Origin of the sequence: Streptomyces sp. NPDC051286, assembly GCF_044455345.1 — a bacterium.
Taxonomy (GTDB): domain Bacteria; phylum Actinomycetota; class Actinomycetes; order Streptomycetales; family Streptomycetaceae; genus Streptomyces.
On sequence record NZ_JBITER010000051.1, the window covers coordinates 1 to 16,619 of the forward strand.

Annotated in this window: 16 protein-coding genes; 7 read left to right on the forward strand and 9 right to left on the reverse strand. The window is 68.2% G+C overall.

Annotated elements, in window-relative coordinates:
- The first annotated feature begins 712 nt into the window (after nucleotides 1-712).
- The 4 genes from pstS (at nucleotide 713) to pstB (ending at nucleotide 4,896) form a co-directional block, all read left to right on the forward strand.
- A complete protein-coding gene (gene pstS, locus ACIBB8_RS31840) occupies nucleotides 713-1,849 on the forward strand; it encodes a phosphate ABC transporter substrate-binding protein PstS (RefSeq protein WP_398958043.1) in 1,137 nt (378 codons plus the stop codon).
- Between the two features lie 161 nt (nucleotides 1,850-2,010).
- Entirely contained in the window at nucleotides 2,011-3,009 is a 999-nt protein-coding gene (gene pstC, locus ACIBB8_RS31845) for a phosphate ABC transporter permease subunit PstC (protein WP_398958045.1), read from the forward strand.
- Nucleotides 3,006-4,091, forward strand: coding sequence for a phosphate ABC transporter permease PstA (pstA, locus tag ACIBB8_RS31850; protein ID WP_398958047.1), 1,086 nt, complete (start codon nucleotides 3,006-3,008; stop codon nucleotides 4,089-4,091). Before pstC ends, pstA begins: the two co-directional genes overlap by 4 nt.
- A 28-nt stretch (nucleotides 4,092-4,119) precedes the next feature.
- The gene (gene pstB / locus ACIBB8_RS31855; RefSeq protein ID WP_398958049.1) at nucleotides 4,120-4,896 is read left to right on the forward strand and encodes a phosphate ABC transporter ATP-binding protein PstB; all 777 of its coding nucleotides are present in this window, start codon (nucleotides 4,120-4,122) and stop codon (nucleotides 4,894-4,896) included.
- Between the two features lie 229 nt (nucleotides 4,897-5,125).
- On the opposite strand, the gene ACIBB8_RS31860 is transcribed toward pstB, so the two are convergent.
- Entirely contained in the window at nucleotides 5,126-6,124 is a 999-nt protein-coding gene (locus tag ACIBB8_RS31860) for an anion permease (protein WP_398958051.1), read from the reverse strand.
- Nucleotides 6,125-6,129: 5 nt separating this feature from the next.
- Nucleotides 6,130-6,750: a DUF47 family protein gene (locus tag ACIBB8_RS31865; protein ID WP_345512440.1), complete on the reverse strand. Its 621-nt coding sequence runs from the start codon at nucleotides 6,748-6,750 to the stop codon at nucleotides 6,130-6,132.
- 200 nt (nucleotides 6,751-6,950) lie between these two features.
- On the opposite strand from ACIBB8_RS31865, the gene ACIBB8_RS31870 reads away from it, so the two are divergent.
- Nucleotides 6,951-7,301: a metal-sensitive transcriptional regulator gene (locus ACIBB8_RS31870; RefSeq protein WP_398958053.1), complete on the forward strand. Its 351-nt coding sequence runs from the start codon at nucleotides 6,951-6,953 to the stop codon at nucleotides 7,299-7,301.
- Between the two features lie 85 nt (nucleotides 7,302-7,386).
- Here ACIBB8_RS31870 and ACIBB8_RS31875 read toward each other — a convergent pair whose 3' ends face one another.
- Nucleotides 7,387-7,581, reverse strand: coding sequence for a hypothetical protein (locus ACIBB8_RS31875; RefSeq protein WP_398958056.1), 195 nt, complete (start codon nucleotides 7,579-7,581; stop codon nucleotides 7,387-7,389).
- A gap of 279 nt (nucleotides 7,582-7,860) precedes the next feature.
- On the reverse strand, nucleotides 7,861-8,769 hold the full coding sequence (locus ACIBB8_RS31880; protein ID WP_398958105.1) for a hypothetical protein: 909 nt from the start codon (nucleotides 8,767-8,769) through the stop codon (nucleotides 7,861-7,863).
- Nucleotides 8,770-8,885: 116 nt separating this feature from the next.
- On the opposite strand from ACIBB8_RS31880, the gene ACIBB8_RS31885 reads away from it, so the two are divergent.
- The gene (locus tag ACIBB8_RS31885; protein ID WP_398958058.1) at nucleotides 8,886-9,080 is read left to right on the forward strand and encodes a hypothetical protein; all 195 of its coding nucleotides are present in this window, start codon (nucleotides 8,886-8,888) and stop codon (nucleotides 9,078-9,080) included.
- A gap of 76 nt (nucleotides 9,081-9,156) precedes the next feature.
- Nucleotides 9,157-10,746, forward strand: coding sequence for an FAD-binding oxidoreductase (locus ACIBB8_RS31890; protein WP_398958060.1), 1,590 nt, complete (start codon nucleotides 9,157-9,159; stop codon nucleotides 10,744-10,746).
- 51 nt (nucleotides 10,747-10,797) lie between these two features.
- On the opposite strand, the gene ACIBB8_RS31895 is transcribed toward ACIBB8_RS31890, so the two are convergent.
- From ACIBB8_RS31895 to ACIBB8_RS31915, 5 genes are all read right to left on the reverse strand, one after another.
- Nucleotides 10,798-11,517: a phosphatase PAP2 family protein gene (locus ACIBB8_RS31895; RefSeq protein WP_398958063.1), complete on the reverse strand. Its 720-nt coding sequence runs from the start codon at nucleotides 11,515-11,517 to the stop codon at nucleotides 10,798-10,800.
- Between the two features lie 295 nt (nucleotides 11,518-11,812).
- The gene (locus ACIBB8_RS31900) at nucleotides 11,813-12,808 is read right to left on the reverse strand and encodes an NlpC/P60 family protein (RefSeq protein ID WP_398958107.1); all 996 of its coding nucleotides are present in this window, start codon (nucleotides 12,806-12,808) and stop codon (nucleotides 11,813-11,815) included.
- A gap of 150 nt (nucleotides 12,809-12,958) precedes the next feature.
- On the reverse strand, nucleotides 12,959-13,525 hold the full coding sequence (locus ACIBB8_RS31905; protein ID WP_398958065.1) for a hypothetical protein: 567 nt from the start codon (nucleotides 13,523-13,525) through the stop codon (nucleotides 12,959-12,961).
- On the reverse strand, nucleotides 13,522-15,834 hold the full coding sequence (locus tag ACIBB8_RS31910; RefSeq protein ID WP_398958067.1) for an alpha/beta hydrolase: 2,313 nt from the start codon (nucleotides 15,832-15,834) through the stop codon (nucleotides 13,522-13,524). Before ACIBB8_RS31910 ends, ACIBB8_RS31905 begins: the two co-directional genes overlap by 4 nt.
- A 265-nt stretch (nucleotides 15,835-16,099) precedes the next feature.
- Nucleotides 16,100-16,609, reverse strand: a complete 510-nt coding sequence (locus ACIBB8_RS31915) for a hypothetical protein (protein ID WP_398958109.1) — start codon at nucleotides 16,607-16,609, stop codon at nucleotides 16,100-16,102.
- Between the last annotated feature and the right edge of the window lie 10 nt (nucleotides 16,610-16,619).

The window sequence follows — 16,619 nt, forward strand, 5'->3', positions numbered from 1 at the left end:
CCGCAGGGCGACGAACAAAGACCCGGGCACCCCTCGCGTACCCGCCGAACGTTCGTCGCCCGAGGAGACACCCCGGAGGGGCCCCGGACCACCCCTCACCGGGCAGGCGAACGGTGCCACCAGGGGCCAGACGCACACATCAAGCCCGTCCGGCGATTGAGGACAAAACCGCCCACCCCGTGGACCCGAACCCGCCGCGCGCGGCAACCCCCGCACACCCAGCCCGTCCGGCGCTTGAGGACAAAACCCCCGCCCCGGACCGGGGCACCAACGGAGCCCGTCCGGCGATTGAGGACAAAACCGCCCACCCCGTGGACCCGAACCCCGCCGGACACGGCAACCCCGCACACCCAGCCCGCCCGGCGCTCGAGGACAAAACCCCCGCCCCGGACCGGGGCACCAACGGAGCCCGTCCGGCAATTGAGGACGGAACCGCCCACCCCGTGGACCCGAACCCGCCGCACGCGGCAACCCCGCACACCCAGCCCGCCCGGCGCTCGAGGACAAAACCCCCGCCCAGGGCCCCCGCGGCGAGAACCAGGCCGCCCGCCACGGTTCACCTTCTGTTCACTCTCTCCCGTAAGCCACTTCACCTGTTTCGCCTAATTTCAACGGTGCACGGTGCGCGGCGAGACGCCGCACCACCCATCACTTCGCACGCCGTCGTAGAACAAACAAGACCTCGGCGGCTCCTGGAAGGAAAAACCCGAAAGTGAAGCTTCAGCGCAAGAACCGGCTTCGTGCCACCGCGCTCGGTGCCCTCGCCGTCTCCAGCGCCCTGGTCCTCACGGCGTGCGGTTCGGACAACAACAGCGGCAGCGACACGGGCGGCAGCGGCGAGAAGACGAGTGCCGCGTCGAACATCAAGTGCGACGACGCCAAGGGTCAGCTCCTCGCCTCCGGCTCCAGCGCGCAGAAGAACGCCATGGACCTCTGGGTCAAGGACTACATGGCGGGCTGCAAGGGCGTCGAGGTCAACTACAAGGCGTCGTCCTCCGGTGAAGGCATCATCGCCTTCAACCAGGGCACGGTCGGCTTCGCCGGTTCCGACTCGGCGCTGAAGCCCGAAGAGGTCGCGGACTCGAAGAAGGTCTGCAAGACCGGCCAGGGCATCAACCTCCCGATGGTCGGCGGCCCCATCGCGATCGGCTTCCACCTCGAGGGTGTCGACAGCCTGACGCTGGACGCCCCCACGCTCGCCAAGATCTTCGACGGCAAGATCAAGAAGTGGAACGACCCGGCGATCGCCAAGCTCAACAAGGACGCGAAGCTTCCGGCCAAGGCGATCCAGGCCTTCCACCGCTCCGAGGACTCCGGCACCACGCAGAACCTCGGCAAGTACCTCGCCGCCACCGCGCCGAACGACTGGAAGTACGAGCCCGAGAAGAAGTGGCCGGCCCCCGGTGGCCAGGCCGCGTCCGGCTCGGCCGGTGTCGCCGCCCAGGTGAAGCAGGTCGACGGCTCGATCGGTTACTTCGAGCTCTCGTACGCCTCGTCGCAGTCCATCTCCACGGTCGACATCAACACCGGTGGCTCCGCCCCGGTGAAGGCCACCTCGGAGAACGCCTCCAAGGCCATCGCCGCCGCCAAGATCAAGGGCACCGGCAAGGACCTGGCGCTCGACCTCGACTACACCACCAAGGCCGAGGGTGCGTACCCGATCGTCCTGGTGACCTACGAGGTCGTCTGCGACACGGGCAACAAGGCCGAGACGCTCCCCACGGTCAAGTCCTTCCTGAACTACACCGCGGGTGACGAGGGCCAGAAGCTCCTCACCGAGGCCGGTTACGCGCCGATCCCGACCGAGATCAACGCCAAGGTCCGCGAGACCATCGCGTCCCTCAAGTAAGCACAAGCAACACCCGTAACACCAGCTGAAACCCAGCTCCACCAGCAACACCCGACGGGCCGGCCCGGTGCACCCCTCCGGACCGGCCCGTCGGCACCACCCCCATCCGGTGCACCGCCGCCAGGGGAGCACATCGCTCCCCCACACAGACCGGAAAGACCATGGCTTCCACCACACCTATAGACACGCCACCGGTGCCCCCGGTGCAGCGCAAGCGCGCCAGGCCCAAGGCCGCCGGACGCGCCGGCGACACAATCTTCCTGGGCCTCTCGCGGGGCGCAGGCATTCTGGTGCTCGTGATCATGGCGTCGATCGCCGTGTTTCTCACGTACCGCGCGACCCTCGCCATCTCCAAGGACCAGGGCAACTTCCTCACCACGCTGGACTGGAACCCGGTCGGCGACAAGCCGGTCTTCGGTATCGCGGTCCTGCTCTTCGGCACGATCGTCAGCTCGATCATCGCGATGGTCATCGCGGTTCCGATCGCTGTCGGTATCGCCCTCTTCATCTCGCACTACGCGCCGCGCAAGCTGGCCGCACCCCTCGCGTACGTCGTCGATCTGCTCGCGGCAGTGCCGAGCATCGTGTACGGCATCTGGGGCGCACTCTTCCTGGTCCCGTACCTGGAGGGACTGAACCTCTGGCTCGACCAGTTCTTCGGCTGGACGTACGTCCTGGACAAGACCGAGGTCGGCGTCGCCCGCTCGCTCTTCACCGTCGGCATCCTGCTCGCGATCATGATCCTGCCGATCGTGACGAGCGTCAGCCGCGAGGTCTTCCTCCAGGTCCCGAGGATGAACGAGGAAGCCGCCCTCGCACTCGGCGCCACCCGCTGGGAAGTCATCCGCCTCTCGGTGCTGCCCTTCGGCCGCTCCGGCGTGATCTCCGCGTCGATGCTGGGCCTGGGCCGCGCACTCGGCGAGACGATGGCCGTCGCCACGGTCCTGTCGCCGAGCTTCGTCATCTCGGCGCATGTGCTCAACCCCGGCGGCGGAACGTTCGCCCAGAACATCGCCGCGAAGTTCGGCGAGGCCGACCAGTTCGGGCGTGACGCCCTGATCGCCTCCGGCCTCGTCCTCTTCATCCTCACCCTGCTGGTCAACGGCGCGGCCCGGCTCATCATCGCCCGCCGCAAGGAGTACTCGGGGGCCAACGCATGAGCCAGGCAGCCAACACCGGCATACAGAAGCGCCCCGCCCCCGCAGCGGCCGCTTCCCGGAACAGCCTCAGCAGCCGGGCGCTCCCCCGCTGGGCCCCACTCGCCTTCGCGGCCGTCGCGCTCGTGCTCGGCGTCGGCATCGGCGCGGCGGCGGGCTGGCAGAGCCACATTCAGTGGGGTCTGTTCTCCGCAGTGCTCTTCGTCGTCATCTCGTACATCACGACGTCGGTCGTCGAGAACCAGCGCCAGGCCAAGGACCGGCTCGCCACCAGCGTCGTCTGGGTGTGCTTCCTCCTCGCCGTCGTGCCGCTGGCCTCGCTGGTCTGGACGACGATCAACCGCGGCTCGAAGATCCTGAACGGCTACTTCCTCACCCACTCCATGTCCGGCGTGCTCGGCATGGAGCCGGGCGGCGGTGTCTACCACGCGCTGATCGGCACCCTCGAGCAGGTCGGCCTCGCCACCTTGATCTCCGCCCCGATCGGCCTGCTGGCCGCCGTCTACCTGGTGGAGTACGGCAAGGGCGCGCTCGCCAAGGTCGTGACGTTCTTCGTCGACGTGATGACCGGTATCCCGTCCATCGTCGCCGGTCTCTTCATCCTGACGATCATGCTGATGGCGGATCTCCAGCCGTCCGGCCTGATGGGTTCGCTGGCGCTCGCGATCCTGATGATCCCGGTCGTGGTCCGCTCCACCGAGGAGATGCTCAAGCTCGTCCCGAACGAGCTCCGCGAGGCATCACTCGCTCTCGGCATCCCCAAGTGGCGCACCATCCTGAAGGTGGTCCTGCCCACCGCGATCGGCGGTATCACCACCGGTGTGATGCTCGCGATCGCCCGGATCGCCGGCGAGACCGCGCCGATCATTCTGCTGGTCTTCGGTACCCAGCTGATCAACACCAATCCCTTCCAAGGCGCACAGTCGTCGCTCCCCTTCTACATCTGGGAGCAGTTCCAGATCGGCAGCGAGGCGTCGTACGACCGTGCCTGGGCCGCCGCTCTGGTCCTGATCGCGTTCGTCATGATCCTCAATCTGGTGGCCCGCGGCATCGCCCGCTGGAAGGCCCCGAAGACCGGCCGCTGACCGCGGCACGAAAGAAGCAGTGATTCAGATGGCCAAGCGCATCGACGTCAGCGGTCTGTCCGCCTATTACGGCTCCCACCTCGCCATCGAGGACATCTCGATGACCGTGGAGCCCCGCTCCGTGACCGCCTTCATCGGCCCGTCCGGCTGCGGCAAGTCCACCTTCCTGCGCACCCTGAACCGGATGCACGAGGTCACCCCCGGTGGCCGCGTCGAGGGCAAGGTCCTGCTGGACGACGAGAACCTGTACGCGTCCAACGTCGACCCAGTCACCGTGCGCCGCACGGTCGGCATGGTCTTCCAGCGGCCGAACCCCTTCCCGACCATGTCGATCTTCGACAATGTCGCGGCGGGCCTGAAGCTGAACGGTTCGTACAAGAAGAGTCAGCTGTCGGACGTCGTCGAGAAGTCCCTCCGTGGCGCCAACCTCTGGAACGAGGTCAAGGACCGCCTGAACAAGCCGGGCTCCGGCCTCTCCGGCGGTCAGCAGCAGCGCCTGTGCATCGCCCGCGCGATCGCGGTCGAGCCGGATGTGCTGCTGATGGACGAGCCGTGCTCCGCCCTGGACCCGATCTCCACCCTCGCCATCGAGGACCTGATCGGCGAGCTGAAGGAGCGCTTCACGATCGTCATCGTGACGCACAACATGCAGCAGGCGGCCCGCGTCTCGGACCGCACGGCGTTCTTCAACCTCGCGGCGGTCGGCAAGCCCGGCAAGCTCGTGGAGATTGACGAGACGGAACGGATCTTCTCCAACCCGTCGGTCCAGGCGACGGAGGACTACATCTCCGGCCGCTTCGGGTGACCAGGTCACCCGGGTACGGGGTCGGCCCGGGACGGGGGCGTGGGTGGTAACTGCCGGTGGTGGGTTTCCACCGGCGAACCCACCACACCCCTCCGGCGAACCGGCCCCGTTCACAGACAGCCTTTGGGGTGCTGCATGGCGGTGCCACCCTCAAGGCGAAGGGTCCGCCCCCGCTCCTCACAAGGGAGCGGGGGCGGACCCCTTTCACTTCAAGCCCGGGGGGCGTCACTCACCCGAACAGCAGAACAACGACCCCGTAACTCGCGGCGGCGACCAGCGCCGCGGCCGGCATCGTGATGAACCACCCGAGGATGATGTTCTTCGCGACCCCCCACCGCACCGCGTTGACCCGCTTCGTGGCCCCCACACCCATGATCGCCGAGGTGATCACATGCGTCGTGGAGATGGGCGCGTGGAACAGGTAGGCCGAGCCGAACATGATCGACGCCCCGGTCGTCTCCGCGGCGAATCCCTGCGGCGGGTCCAGCTCGATGATCTTCCGGCCGAGCGTCCGCATGATGCGCCAGCCACCCGCGTACGTACCCAGCGAGAGCATCAGCGCGCAGACGAGCTTCACCCAGACCGGAATCGGGGCGCTCGGACTCTCGACATCGGCGATGACCAGCGCCATCACCACGATGCCCATCGTCTTCTGCGCGTCCTGCAGACCGTGCCCGAGCGCCATGCCTGCCGCCGAGACCGTCTGCGCTATGCGGAATCCGCGCTTGGCCTTGTGCGGGTTGGTCTTCCGGAACAGCCACATGATCGTGACCATCACCAGATAGCCCACGACCAGACCGACGACCGGCGAGACGAACATCGGGATGATGATCTTGTCGAGCACCCCGTTCCAGTGCACCAGCGTTCCGCCGGCCAGCGCCGCACCGACCATGCCGCCGAACAGCGCGTGCGAGGACGACGAGGGCAGACCGAAATACCAGGTGACAAGGTTCCAGATGATCGCGCCGACCAGGGCGGCGAAGAGGATTCCCATCCCCTTCTGCCCCTCGGGCGTCGCGATCAGGCCCTCACTGACGGTCTTGGCGACTCCCTGTCCCAGGAAGGCACCGGCGAGGTTCATCACCGCGGCCATCGCCAGAGCCGCCCGCGGGGTCAGCGCCCGGGTGGAGACCGAGGTGGCGATGGCGTTCGCCGAGTCGTGGAAGCCGTTCGTGTAGGTGAAGCCGAGCGCGACACCGATGGTCACGATCAGCGCAAAGGTGTCCACGTGGTTCAGGACTCCTTGACCGCAATGGTCTCCACCGTGTTGGCGACGTGCTCGAACGCATCGGCCGCCTCTTCCAGCACATCCACGATCTGCTTGAGCTTCAGCACCTCAATGGCGTCGTACTTGCCGTTGAAAAGATGGGCGAGCAGCTTGCGGTGGATCTGGTCGGCCTGGTTCTCCAGACGGTTGACCTCGATCCAGTACTCGGTGAGGTTGTCCATCGTGCGCAGGTTGGGCATCGCCTCGGCGGTCAGCTCGGCCGCCCGCGCCAGCACCTCGATCTGCTGCTCGACGCCCTTGGGGAGTTCTTCGATCTGGTACAGCACGACCAGGTCGACGGCCTCCTCCATGAAGTCCATGATGTCGTCGAGCGACGATGCGAGGTTGTAAATGTCCTCGCGGTCGAACGGCGTGATGAAAGAGGAGTTCAGCTGGTGGAAGATCGCGTGGGTCGCATCGTCCCCTGCGTGCTCCGCTGCCCGCATACGTTCCGCGATCTCGACTCGGGAGGCAGCGTCCGCCCCGAGCAGTTCCATGAGGAGTTTCGAGCCCGTGACGATGTTGTCCGCGGATGCGGAGAACATGTCGTAGAAGCTCGTCTCCCTGGGGGTCAGACGAAAGCGCACGTGGGGTCCTCAGGATGCTTTGGTTTCGGTCAGGCTGATGCTAGGCGCATCATCCGGCCACGGCTAACCGGCATTCTTCAGTGTCGCGCATCGAACACGCTGATCAGCACGGGCCCCCGGTCACGGTTCAGCCGAGTTCGTTAAGATATACCCACCAGGGGTATATAAAGCGCAGGGTAAAGGGAAAACGGGAGGCAGCAATGACCACCACCGAGGCGACGGAACCCACCGAGGAAACGGCGGAGATCCTCACCGACCACGACCGCGGCATACACGGCTACCACCACCAGAAGGCCGACCACGTCAAGCGGCTGCGCCGGATCGAGGGCCAGGTCCGTGGCCTGCAGCGGATGGTCGACGAGGACGTCTACTGCATCGACATACTCACGCAGGTCTCGGCGTCCACCAAGGCTCTCCAGTCGTTCGCGCTCCAGCTTCTCGAGGAGCATCTGCGCCACTGCGTCGCCGACGCGGCGGTCAAGGGCGGCGAGGAGATCGACGCGAAGGTCGAGGAAGCCACGAAGGCCATCGCGCGCCTGCTCCGCACCTGAGGCAGCACCGCGGGAGGTCGCACGGCGTGCGGTCGCACTTCGTGGGGCACCGTCCGAGGCGCCGCCTGACGTGCGCTTCTGTCCGTCATCCCCGGTGGTCACTCTGCCGGGGGACGGCGGCGTGTTCGATGCCCGCACCGACGTTGAGCACCTCGTCGATACGGTCCGCGCTGAGCCGTTCCCCGATCGCGGCCGACGCCGCGATCATCAACTCACCGCACAGCTCGATCTCGGCGAGGGCCACATGGTCCTGAACGGTCCGAGTGCTGAGCGTCACCACGTACGTCACCTCTCACTGCCGTCGCCGACTTCCTCGTGCCCCTCCCGGCAGGCCTTGCCCCGTCGCACCGCCCAGCACGCCCGCTCGCCGCGGTGGCCACAAGCCCTGGTAGCTCCACCCAGGACGTCCGGCCGCCCTGCGATCGCACGCGCCGGACGACACTCCTCATCGGGCACACATTGCCGGTCACGGCACTAGCGTAAGGAGCGGACCAGGCACCGCGCATGGCACGGACGGACCATTTCGGCCCCGCCGGATGCCTACGCGCCCGGCCCGCCGCTATCGCCACCCCTGCTCGATCTGCCCGGTGTAGATGTCGCGATCGTCCGGAAGATGCACATCCACGGGCGTCCCGAACCCGGACAGGAGCGTCGTCGACACCACCTCCACCGCCGGTCCTCCGTTGGCGAAACTGAACCGGTGCCGCACCTTCCGCAGCCGCCCCGCCTCGTCCAGATACGCGTCGAACGGCACCGCGTCCGTGCGGAACCCTTTCGCCGCCGCGGCCAGTGCGCCACGCGATCGCGGCGAGGCGGCCCGCGCCGCGCGTCCGAGGTCCGCGGTCCCCCGGTAGTGCCGGACCATGACCCCGGCGAGCTCGCTCTCCCCCACGTACGTCACCTTGTCCGCCCCGCGCAGCAGTTCGGCGGCCGCCATGGGATCGGTGACCCCGCCCGTGACGAGATTGCCGTCCTCCAGGGCCGTCGTATCGACCCTGACCCACTTGCCGGCGGGGACTCCGGCACCACGGTTCTTCATGTAGAGCGCACCGGGGGCGAGGAGTTCGGTGATGGGGCGGTGTTCGTACTCGCCCGCGGCGTCCTTCGGCAGCACCACGGTGAGCCGCCCGAGCTGCCTGCGGAAGTCGTACGTCCCCCGGCCGGTGATCGTCACCCGCGTCCCGCCTGCCGCGGTCTCCATCGACGTACGCACCTCGGCGCGCCCGGCGACGTCCCGGCTCCCTGGCCGATTCCCTCCCCCTGCCCCGGCGAGCACCGCGGCCGCCCGGTGGATCACATCGAGGGAATCGCCCCCGCCCCGCTCGTCCGCCGCACTCCGGCCGCCGGCGCCGGTCCCGCCCCGACCACCGCTGTCCGAGCATCCGGCGGCCGCCGCCATCACGCCCACCACGGCGAGGGCGCAGACAGCGCGCGCCCCGCTTCCGGACCTGTGCTGCTGCACCACCATCGCCTGCCAACCCTCAACGACGTACCGCTTGCCCCGCATAACGACCACCCGTGTCCACCGTCACGCCGTCCTCATGGGCCTCACGGACGGGTGCCCGTCCCCAGTACCGTGGACGCGTGTACGACCAACACACCGCGGAGGTCCCGCCGACCGCTCCCGCCACCCCGCCGACGCCCCCCGCCCACGAGCCCTTCACCATCGAACGCGGCTCGTTCTGCATCGCCCGCTGCGGATGCGGATGGGCCGGCCCGGCCCGTCGCTCCCGCGACCGCGCCCGCACCGACGCCGAGCAACACCACAACGCCCGCTGATCACGGATCACCGACAACCGATCCACCCGACGGTCGCCCGACCGATCGACCCGCGAGGCCACGACCCGGAGGTCCGATGACCCTGCTGAACCGCCGCACCCTGCTCACCGCGGGCGCGGCAACGGCCCTGGCCGGCGCCACGGCCACCGCCTGCAGAGGCGCCGGCACGGGTTCCTCGGCCACCACCGCGGCCACCACCACCCGCACGTCGCCCGCATCAGCCGGCTCACCGTCCGCCCCAACCGGCAAGGCGAACTGGCCCGCCCTGGCCACGAGCCTCGACGGCACCCTCGTGCGCCCCGAGGATGCGGCGTACCGGACGGCCCGCCAGCTCTACAACACCCGTTTCGACGGCCAGAAACCGGCAGCCGTCGCGTACGTCCGGCACGAGGCGGACATCCGTGAGTGCCTGGCCTTCGCCCGCCGCACCTCCACCCCCGTCTCGATCCGCAGCGGCGGCCACTCCTACGCGGGCTGGTCGAGCGGCAACGGGCGCCTGGTCATTGACGTCTCGTCACTCTCCCGGGTCGACCGGGACGGCACCGTCGGCGCGGGTGCCAAACTCATCGACGTCTACCGGGGTCTCGGCCGCCACGGGCTGACGGTCCCCGGAGGCTCCTGCCCCACGGTCGGCATCTCCGGTCTCACGCTCGGCGGAGGCCACGGCGTCGCGTCCCGCGCGTACGGCCTGACCTGCGACAGCCTCACCTCGGCAACGCTCGTCACCGCTGACGGCAAGACAGTGACCGCCGACGCCAAGCACCACCCCGACCTCTTCTGGGCGCTGCGCGGCGCGGGCAACGGTAACTTCGGCGTGGTCACCGAGCTGACGTTCCGCACCCGCCCGGCCCCACAGACCGTCACCGCGTACATGTCGTGGCCGTGGTCGCGCGCCCGGTCCGTCATCGCCGCCTGGCAGAAGTGGGGCCCGGACCAGCCGGACGAGATCTGGTCCTCCGTACATCTCGCCGCGGGACCGGGCGGCGGCAACCCGACCGTATCGGTCGCCGCGTTCAGCCTGGGGACCTACGGCGACCTCCAGAACGCCGTCGACCGTCTCGCCGACCGGATCGGCGCACCGGCGTCCTCGGTGTCGCTGCGCCGCCGCAGCTACGAGGAGGCGATGCTGGTGTACGCGGGCTGCTCCGGCCTCACCGCCGCGCAGTGCCGGCTGCCGGGTACGACACCCGGCCGTACCACGCAGGGCGCGCTCCAGCGCGAGACCTACGCCGCCGCGTCCGACTTCTTCGACCACTCCCTGTCCCCGGCGGGCATACGGGCCCTTCTCGACCGGACCGAGGCGTTCACCCGGATCGGCGTGACCTCGAGCGGCGGCGGCGGATCGATCGCGCTCACCGCGCTCGGCGGGGCGATCAACCGGGTCGACCCGCGGGCGACGGCGTTCGTCCACCGCCGCTCACGGATGCTCGCTCAGTACATCGCCGCCTGGCGACCCGGCACGGCGGGCACGGCCCAGCAGGCCTGGCTGAAAAACACCCATGGCGCGCTGCGGCGGTACGCGTCCGGGGCGGCGTACCAGAACTACACGGACCCGGCGCTGACCAACTGGCGGCAGGCGTACTACGGAACGGCGGCCGACCGGCTCACCCGGGTGAAGAAGCAGTACGACCCCGAGCGCCTCTTCACTTTCCCGCAGGCGCTGTAACGCAGAACCGGGGGCGTGAACGCCCCCGGTTCTCCCTCGGTCACGTCGCCTTCAGGCGGCCAGACCCTTCTCGCCACCGCCGCCCGACCGCGGGCGCGGCTCCGGGATCCCGACCGGGCGCCCCTCGGCCGCGGCCGGCACGGGCCGCCGCGACCGCACGAGCCATCCCACCCGCTCCGACCGCGAGACGGCGGCGACGACCGGCGTCAGCAGCGCCATCGCGAGCGGGGAGAGCAGCAGCACGGCAGCCGTGCCGAGCGCGAATCCGCCGATGACGTCGGTCGGGTAGTGGACCCCCATGTAGATCCGGCAGAACCCTTCCGCCAGCGCGAGGGCGATCGCGGCGAGGCCGAATTTCCGGTTGGCCACGAACAGCCCGACGCCGAGGGCCATCGCCATCGTGGCGTGGTCACTCACGAACGAGAAGTCGTTCTTCCCCGACACCAGAACATCCAGGCCCTGGTGGTCGCGGAACGGGCGCGGCCGCTCCACGAAGCCCCGGATCGGAATGTTGACAAGCAGCGCGATCCCGGCGGCGAGCGGTGCCCAGACGATCCCGGCGACCGCGGTCACCGAGTCCTCGGCCGTACCGCGCCGGCGGACGCTCCACCAGCACCACAGGACCACGAGGACCATGCCGAGCATGATCCCGTACTCGCCGACGAACTCCATGACCCGGTCGAACCAGGTCGGAGCGGACTTCGCGAGCCCATTGATGTCATAGAGCAGGCTGACGTCAGGGTTCGACGCATCCAGTGCGAGTCCAGCCATCCGCTGCAGCCCCTTGCCTTGTCTGCTGCCGCGGCGCACACCCGTGTGCACCGCATTTGACGAACCCCCGTTTCGGTTCGACCACTACTTCGATCACCGCTGCGTGAGGTACGCGACTGTGCCGGTCAGCGCCGCATGGTCAGTGCGCATGCTGTCCCAGTCCAGGGAACGACGCTCTCCGCGTGTACGTTCCACTCTCCACCGAATGATCACCATGACGTTATCGAAGAGAGACTCGTCGTCGCAGCTCAGGGCCCAGGCTTCACGGAGAGTTCCGGCCACGGTGGACTCCCTGTCACCCCGTCGGCTGGGCGGTCGGCAGTGCCGCGGCGCCGTCCTTCGTCACGCGTGTCGCACCGAAGTAGTCAGGCGTGTCGATCTTGTCGAAGCGGATCACGGCCCCGGTGTACGGCGCGTTGATCATGTACCCGCCCCCGACGTACAGCCCGACGTGGTGGATTGCCCGGGAGTTGGTCAGGTCCTCCGAGAAGAAGACTAGGTCACCGGGGAGCAGCTCGTCCCGCGAGGGGTGCGGCCCAGCGTTGTACTGGTCGTTCGCCACCCGCGGCAGCTCGATGTCCACGGTCCGGTACGCGGCCTGCGTCAGCCCGGAACAGTCGAACCGTCCGCCCTGCTCAGGCGTGCCGTTCCCACCCCACAGGTACTTCGTGCCGAGCTTCTTCTGCGCGAAGTAGATTGCCCCGGCCGCCTGCCGCGAGGGCTCGACCCGCCCGACCGGCCGGGCGAAGCTCTTCTCCAGCGAACGGATGATCTTGACGTAGTTCTGCGTCTCCGCGATCTTCGGTACGCCGCCCGAGCTGATGACCCGGTACGCACCGGCGTTGTAGGCGGCCAGCATGTTGTCCGTCTGATCCCCCGGCACCTTCTTGACGTACCCGGCGAGTTCGCAGTCATAGCTGGCGGCGGAGGGGATGGCATCGGCCGGATCCCATACGTCGCGGTCCCCGTCCCCGTCCCCGTCGATCCCGTGCCCCGACCAGGTACCGGGGATGAACTGCGCGATGCCCTGCGCGTCGGCCTTGCTCTGGGCCCGCGGGTTCCACCCGCTCTCCTGGTACAACTGTGCGGCGAGGAGCGCGGGGTTGATGGCCGAGCAGAGGGTGCCCCACTTCTGCACGAGCGACTCGAATTTCGCCGGCACGGCCCCCTTCGCCAGCCCGACGGCCCCGTTGCCGCCGACGCCACCGAGGCCGGCGGCAGCGGAGTACGTACCGACGACGAGCAGGGCCACGAAGCTCATGGCGACCCCGATGCCGATCCCACCGACCACCCAGAATTTCCGCACCCCTCAACCATCCCCCATCGGGGGCATGTTCAAGGTCGGTTTCGCGGGTGTGTGCGAACTGTTCGGAGCACAGGCGGGCTCACCGGGGTCACCGACCGGGGCGTCCACGCGCGGATTCCCGTCACTGACGCGCCTTCAGGAGGCCTCGGCGGACCAGTAGTCGGAGTGCACGTTGGGACGGGGCAGGGGGTAGACACCCTCGTACGCCGGGCCGTTCGGCTTGGACGTGGAATCGGCGACCTTCGACTCCTTCACACAAGGACTGTCCGCCTCGAAGAACGCCTGCCCCTTTCCACGGAAGCTGACACTGATACCGAACCCGGCGTCCGTCTGGGCATAGACGGCCGGGAACTCCGTGTCATTGTTGATCGCCTTGATCCGGTAATCGCTCTTCCGCCAGAACGCCTTCACCTGATCCAGGAAATCCGCCCGGCGCGACGCCGACACGATGGTCATCACGGTGCGCCTGCGGGTCACATCGCACGTCCCCGCAGTCGTCGGCCCGTGCGCCCACTGCACCTCGGGATCGATGGCCTTGAGCACCGCGTCCAGCATGTTGTCGGACCGCTCGGCGGCCTGCTGCATGTCCATGCGCCCCTTCTTTCCTCCGGCGTCCCCTTGTACCTGGTGTTCGCTCCCGCACGCGGACAGGGAGAAGCCGAGGGCCAGGGCCACCGCAACGATCCGGAACCGTCGCTTCATCGCTGTGCCTCCATCTTGAGCCTGTCGGCGTGTCCCGACACGATCAGAGCGATGCTGTCCGCCGAGACGGCATCCCTCACCGGATCGAAGTAGAAAGAGTGGGCATCAAAGCTCAGGCCGGAGCCGCTGACCACCGGTGGTCCGTCGCCCACGGGGAAGCGCCTGGCGCCGAATGCCTTGCTCGCCGGGTCCTTGCCGAACCAGAGATCGTCGTCCCCCGGGTCGGCCAGATCCCCGGCGAAGTATGCACCAGCCGGACCGAACGCCAGCATCCCCAGCGTGCCCACGGCAACCTGCAGCTTGGAGGGGAGCTTGGTCACCGGGTCGTTCGCCGCGGCGCCGACGAAGACGTGTCCGGCACCGACCCCGAGATCAACGGCCTGATCCACACCCACCCCCGGGCTGCCGACCAGAATGATGTCGTCGACCCCCGGGATTCCGCCGGCATGCTGCGCAGCTGCTCCCACGGTCCGCGAACCGTACGAGTGCCCGATGGCCGTCAGATGCGGATCCTTGTTCTGGTTGGTGGCGACCAGCCCGCTCATGAAGTCGTTGTACGCCGCGCCGCCCTTCTCCGCCCGCCCCGTACCCATGACCGCCAGGCTGCTCAGCCCGTCCGGCGTCTGCGGCGCGTCATAGCCGAGCCAGACGATCGCCGCACTGGACTGGTCGTACCCCTGGGCGCCGATCGCCGTGTCGCGAGCCCGCTTGAGATCGTTCTTCGCGAATTCCACGTCCAGAGAGGTGTTCAGCCCGGGCACATACGCCGACACGTTCTTCGACGTGTCCGGATTCCCGAACGAAACGATCGCCCGGCCGTTCCCCTCGTCCGATATGCCGAGCAGGTACATCGGCGGCTGCTTCCCGTTCTCCTTCAACTGCCGCTCGATCTCCAGCAGTCCGGCGAGCTGCTTCTGCGACTTCGCGTCTTTCTGCCCGGACAGCTTCTCGATCAGCTGAGTCAGGTTCTTCCGGTTGGCCGCGTCCCTGGTCGCCGCCGGGATTCCGTCGAGGTTGCCGATCTGATCCGGGGAAAGGGCGAGGTACTGGTCGCGCTCGTCCTGCGTGAGCCCGTCCCACCACGCCTTGCGCCCGGCAGCAGTGCCGTTGCGCGGGATGCGGGCGTTCAGATAGTCGCGCTGGTCCGCCTGCACGGCCGCCCCGACACGGGAGCCGGAACCGGGCAGCCCGGCGCCGACGCCGCCGACCCCGGTGGCCCCCTTGATCAGCTCCCCCGCCGCACCGGCGCGGTCGCCCTGGGACCACTTGTCGCTCGCGCTCTGCGCATACTGGGCGACCTGGTCGCCGAGGTTCCTGCCGTTCGTGACAGGGTGGAGGACAGCATCCGCGGCACCGCTGACATCGCCCCAGAGGCCGTCGCCGACGAGCCCGGTGAAGAAGCCGCCTTCCGATGCGTGACCGGCGGCGCTCGAACCGCCGCCACCCTTGGCGGCCTGGGTGGCGCTGCCGCCGTGTCCGCCGGAAGCGGTGGACCCGCCCGAGGCATCCGTGCCACCCGAGTCCGAACCACCCGAGGCCGCTGAACCGCCGGAGCCCGACCCCCCGGAGTCCGATCCCCCGGATGCTGCGGACCCACCCGAGTCCGTGCCCCCGGATGCCCCCGACCCACCGGACGCGGAAGTACCTCCGGCGACGGTCGACCCTCCGGAGTCCACACCGCCGGACTCCGTACCGCCACCGCCAGAGGCAGCACCACCGCCATCGGCGCCATGACCGGCCACCACGCCACTGCCCGCCGCCGGGCAGGCGCTACCGGTCAGCCGGCAGATCGCACTCTGGATCTCACCGGTCAGCTGCCCGCCGACCTGCGTCGCCATGAGCGCACCGACAAGGGCCACAACCACCAGGACCGCGCCGAGGTACTCCATCGCGGTCTGGCCACGGTCACGACGGGACCTGATCACCCGCGTGAGAAAAAACGGCCTTTGCGCGGCGCGCTGTTCAGGGCTGAGCCTGAACCAGGCGCGGGAACTCCTCAGGCACAAAAGGACGACGACGGCGACAGGTATCACCAACTGGAAGACACCTTGGACGCCGCCGTCCCCACCCAAGGTGGCCAGCGCCCCGAGGACGAGCCAGACGTGTACGGCAAGGAATCCGCGCCGGATCCGGACGCCACCGGTCCACAGATACAGCGAGAGGACGAACCCGGTGACACCCGGTAACGCCGCGTACAGCAGCATGCCCAGCAGCCGGCCGTTCACCGCATCGACCGAGGACGCCACCGACAACACGTCGATCACACCGACGACGGTGACCACGAAGAGCACACGGACGAGGATCAGCACTGCTTGCAACGTGCTCGGCAGGGGCTGCCTGCCCGGATGGACCACGACAGCATCCGGGTCAACGCCACCCGGAACCGCTAACCCTCGTATGCCAGACACGGCGAGTCCCCTGCCTTGTGAGTGGGTGCAGTGAGCAGCGACAGATCCGCCACTCCACGTATGCGACCACACAGGCACTGGGTGAGGCATGGGTCCCAGGACCCAATGCGAGACTCAAAGTGCACGGTGCATATGGAGGTTCAGGTGACCTTGTCCTGATGTGACGTCAGGTAGCTCCGGCGGACCAGAAGTCGGAGTGCACGTTGGGGCGTGGAAGGGGATAGACGTCCTCGTACGCAGGACCGTTGGGTGGCGTGGTGGACTCGGCCACCTCTGATTCCTTCACGCAGGGACTGTCGACTTCGAAGAAGGCCTGGCCCTTGCCGCCGATGCTGAGGGTGACGCCGAAGCCGTCCGTTGTCTGGGCATAAATCGCAGGAACGTCCACATCATTGTTGATTGCCTTGATCCGATAGCCGCTCTTCCGCCAGAATCGATCCACTACTCCTAGGAAGCTACCTCGACGCTCTTCGGACACAATCGTCATCACGACGCGCATCCGGGACACGTCACAGCTGCCGGTACTAGTCGGGCCATGCGCCCATTGAACCTGAGGTTGGATTTCAGCCAGTACTGCGTCAAGAATCTTGTCAGCCCGGTTCGCTGCGCCCTGCATGTCCATATCGGATCGCTTCTCTTCGTTCGAACATCCGGCAAACGCCAAACAGAGCAGCATTGCCACTCCA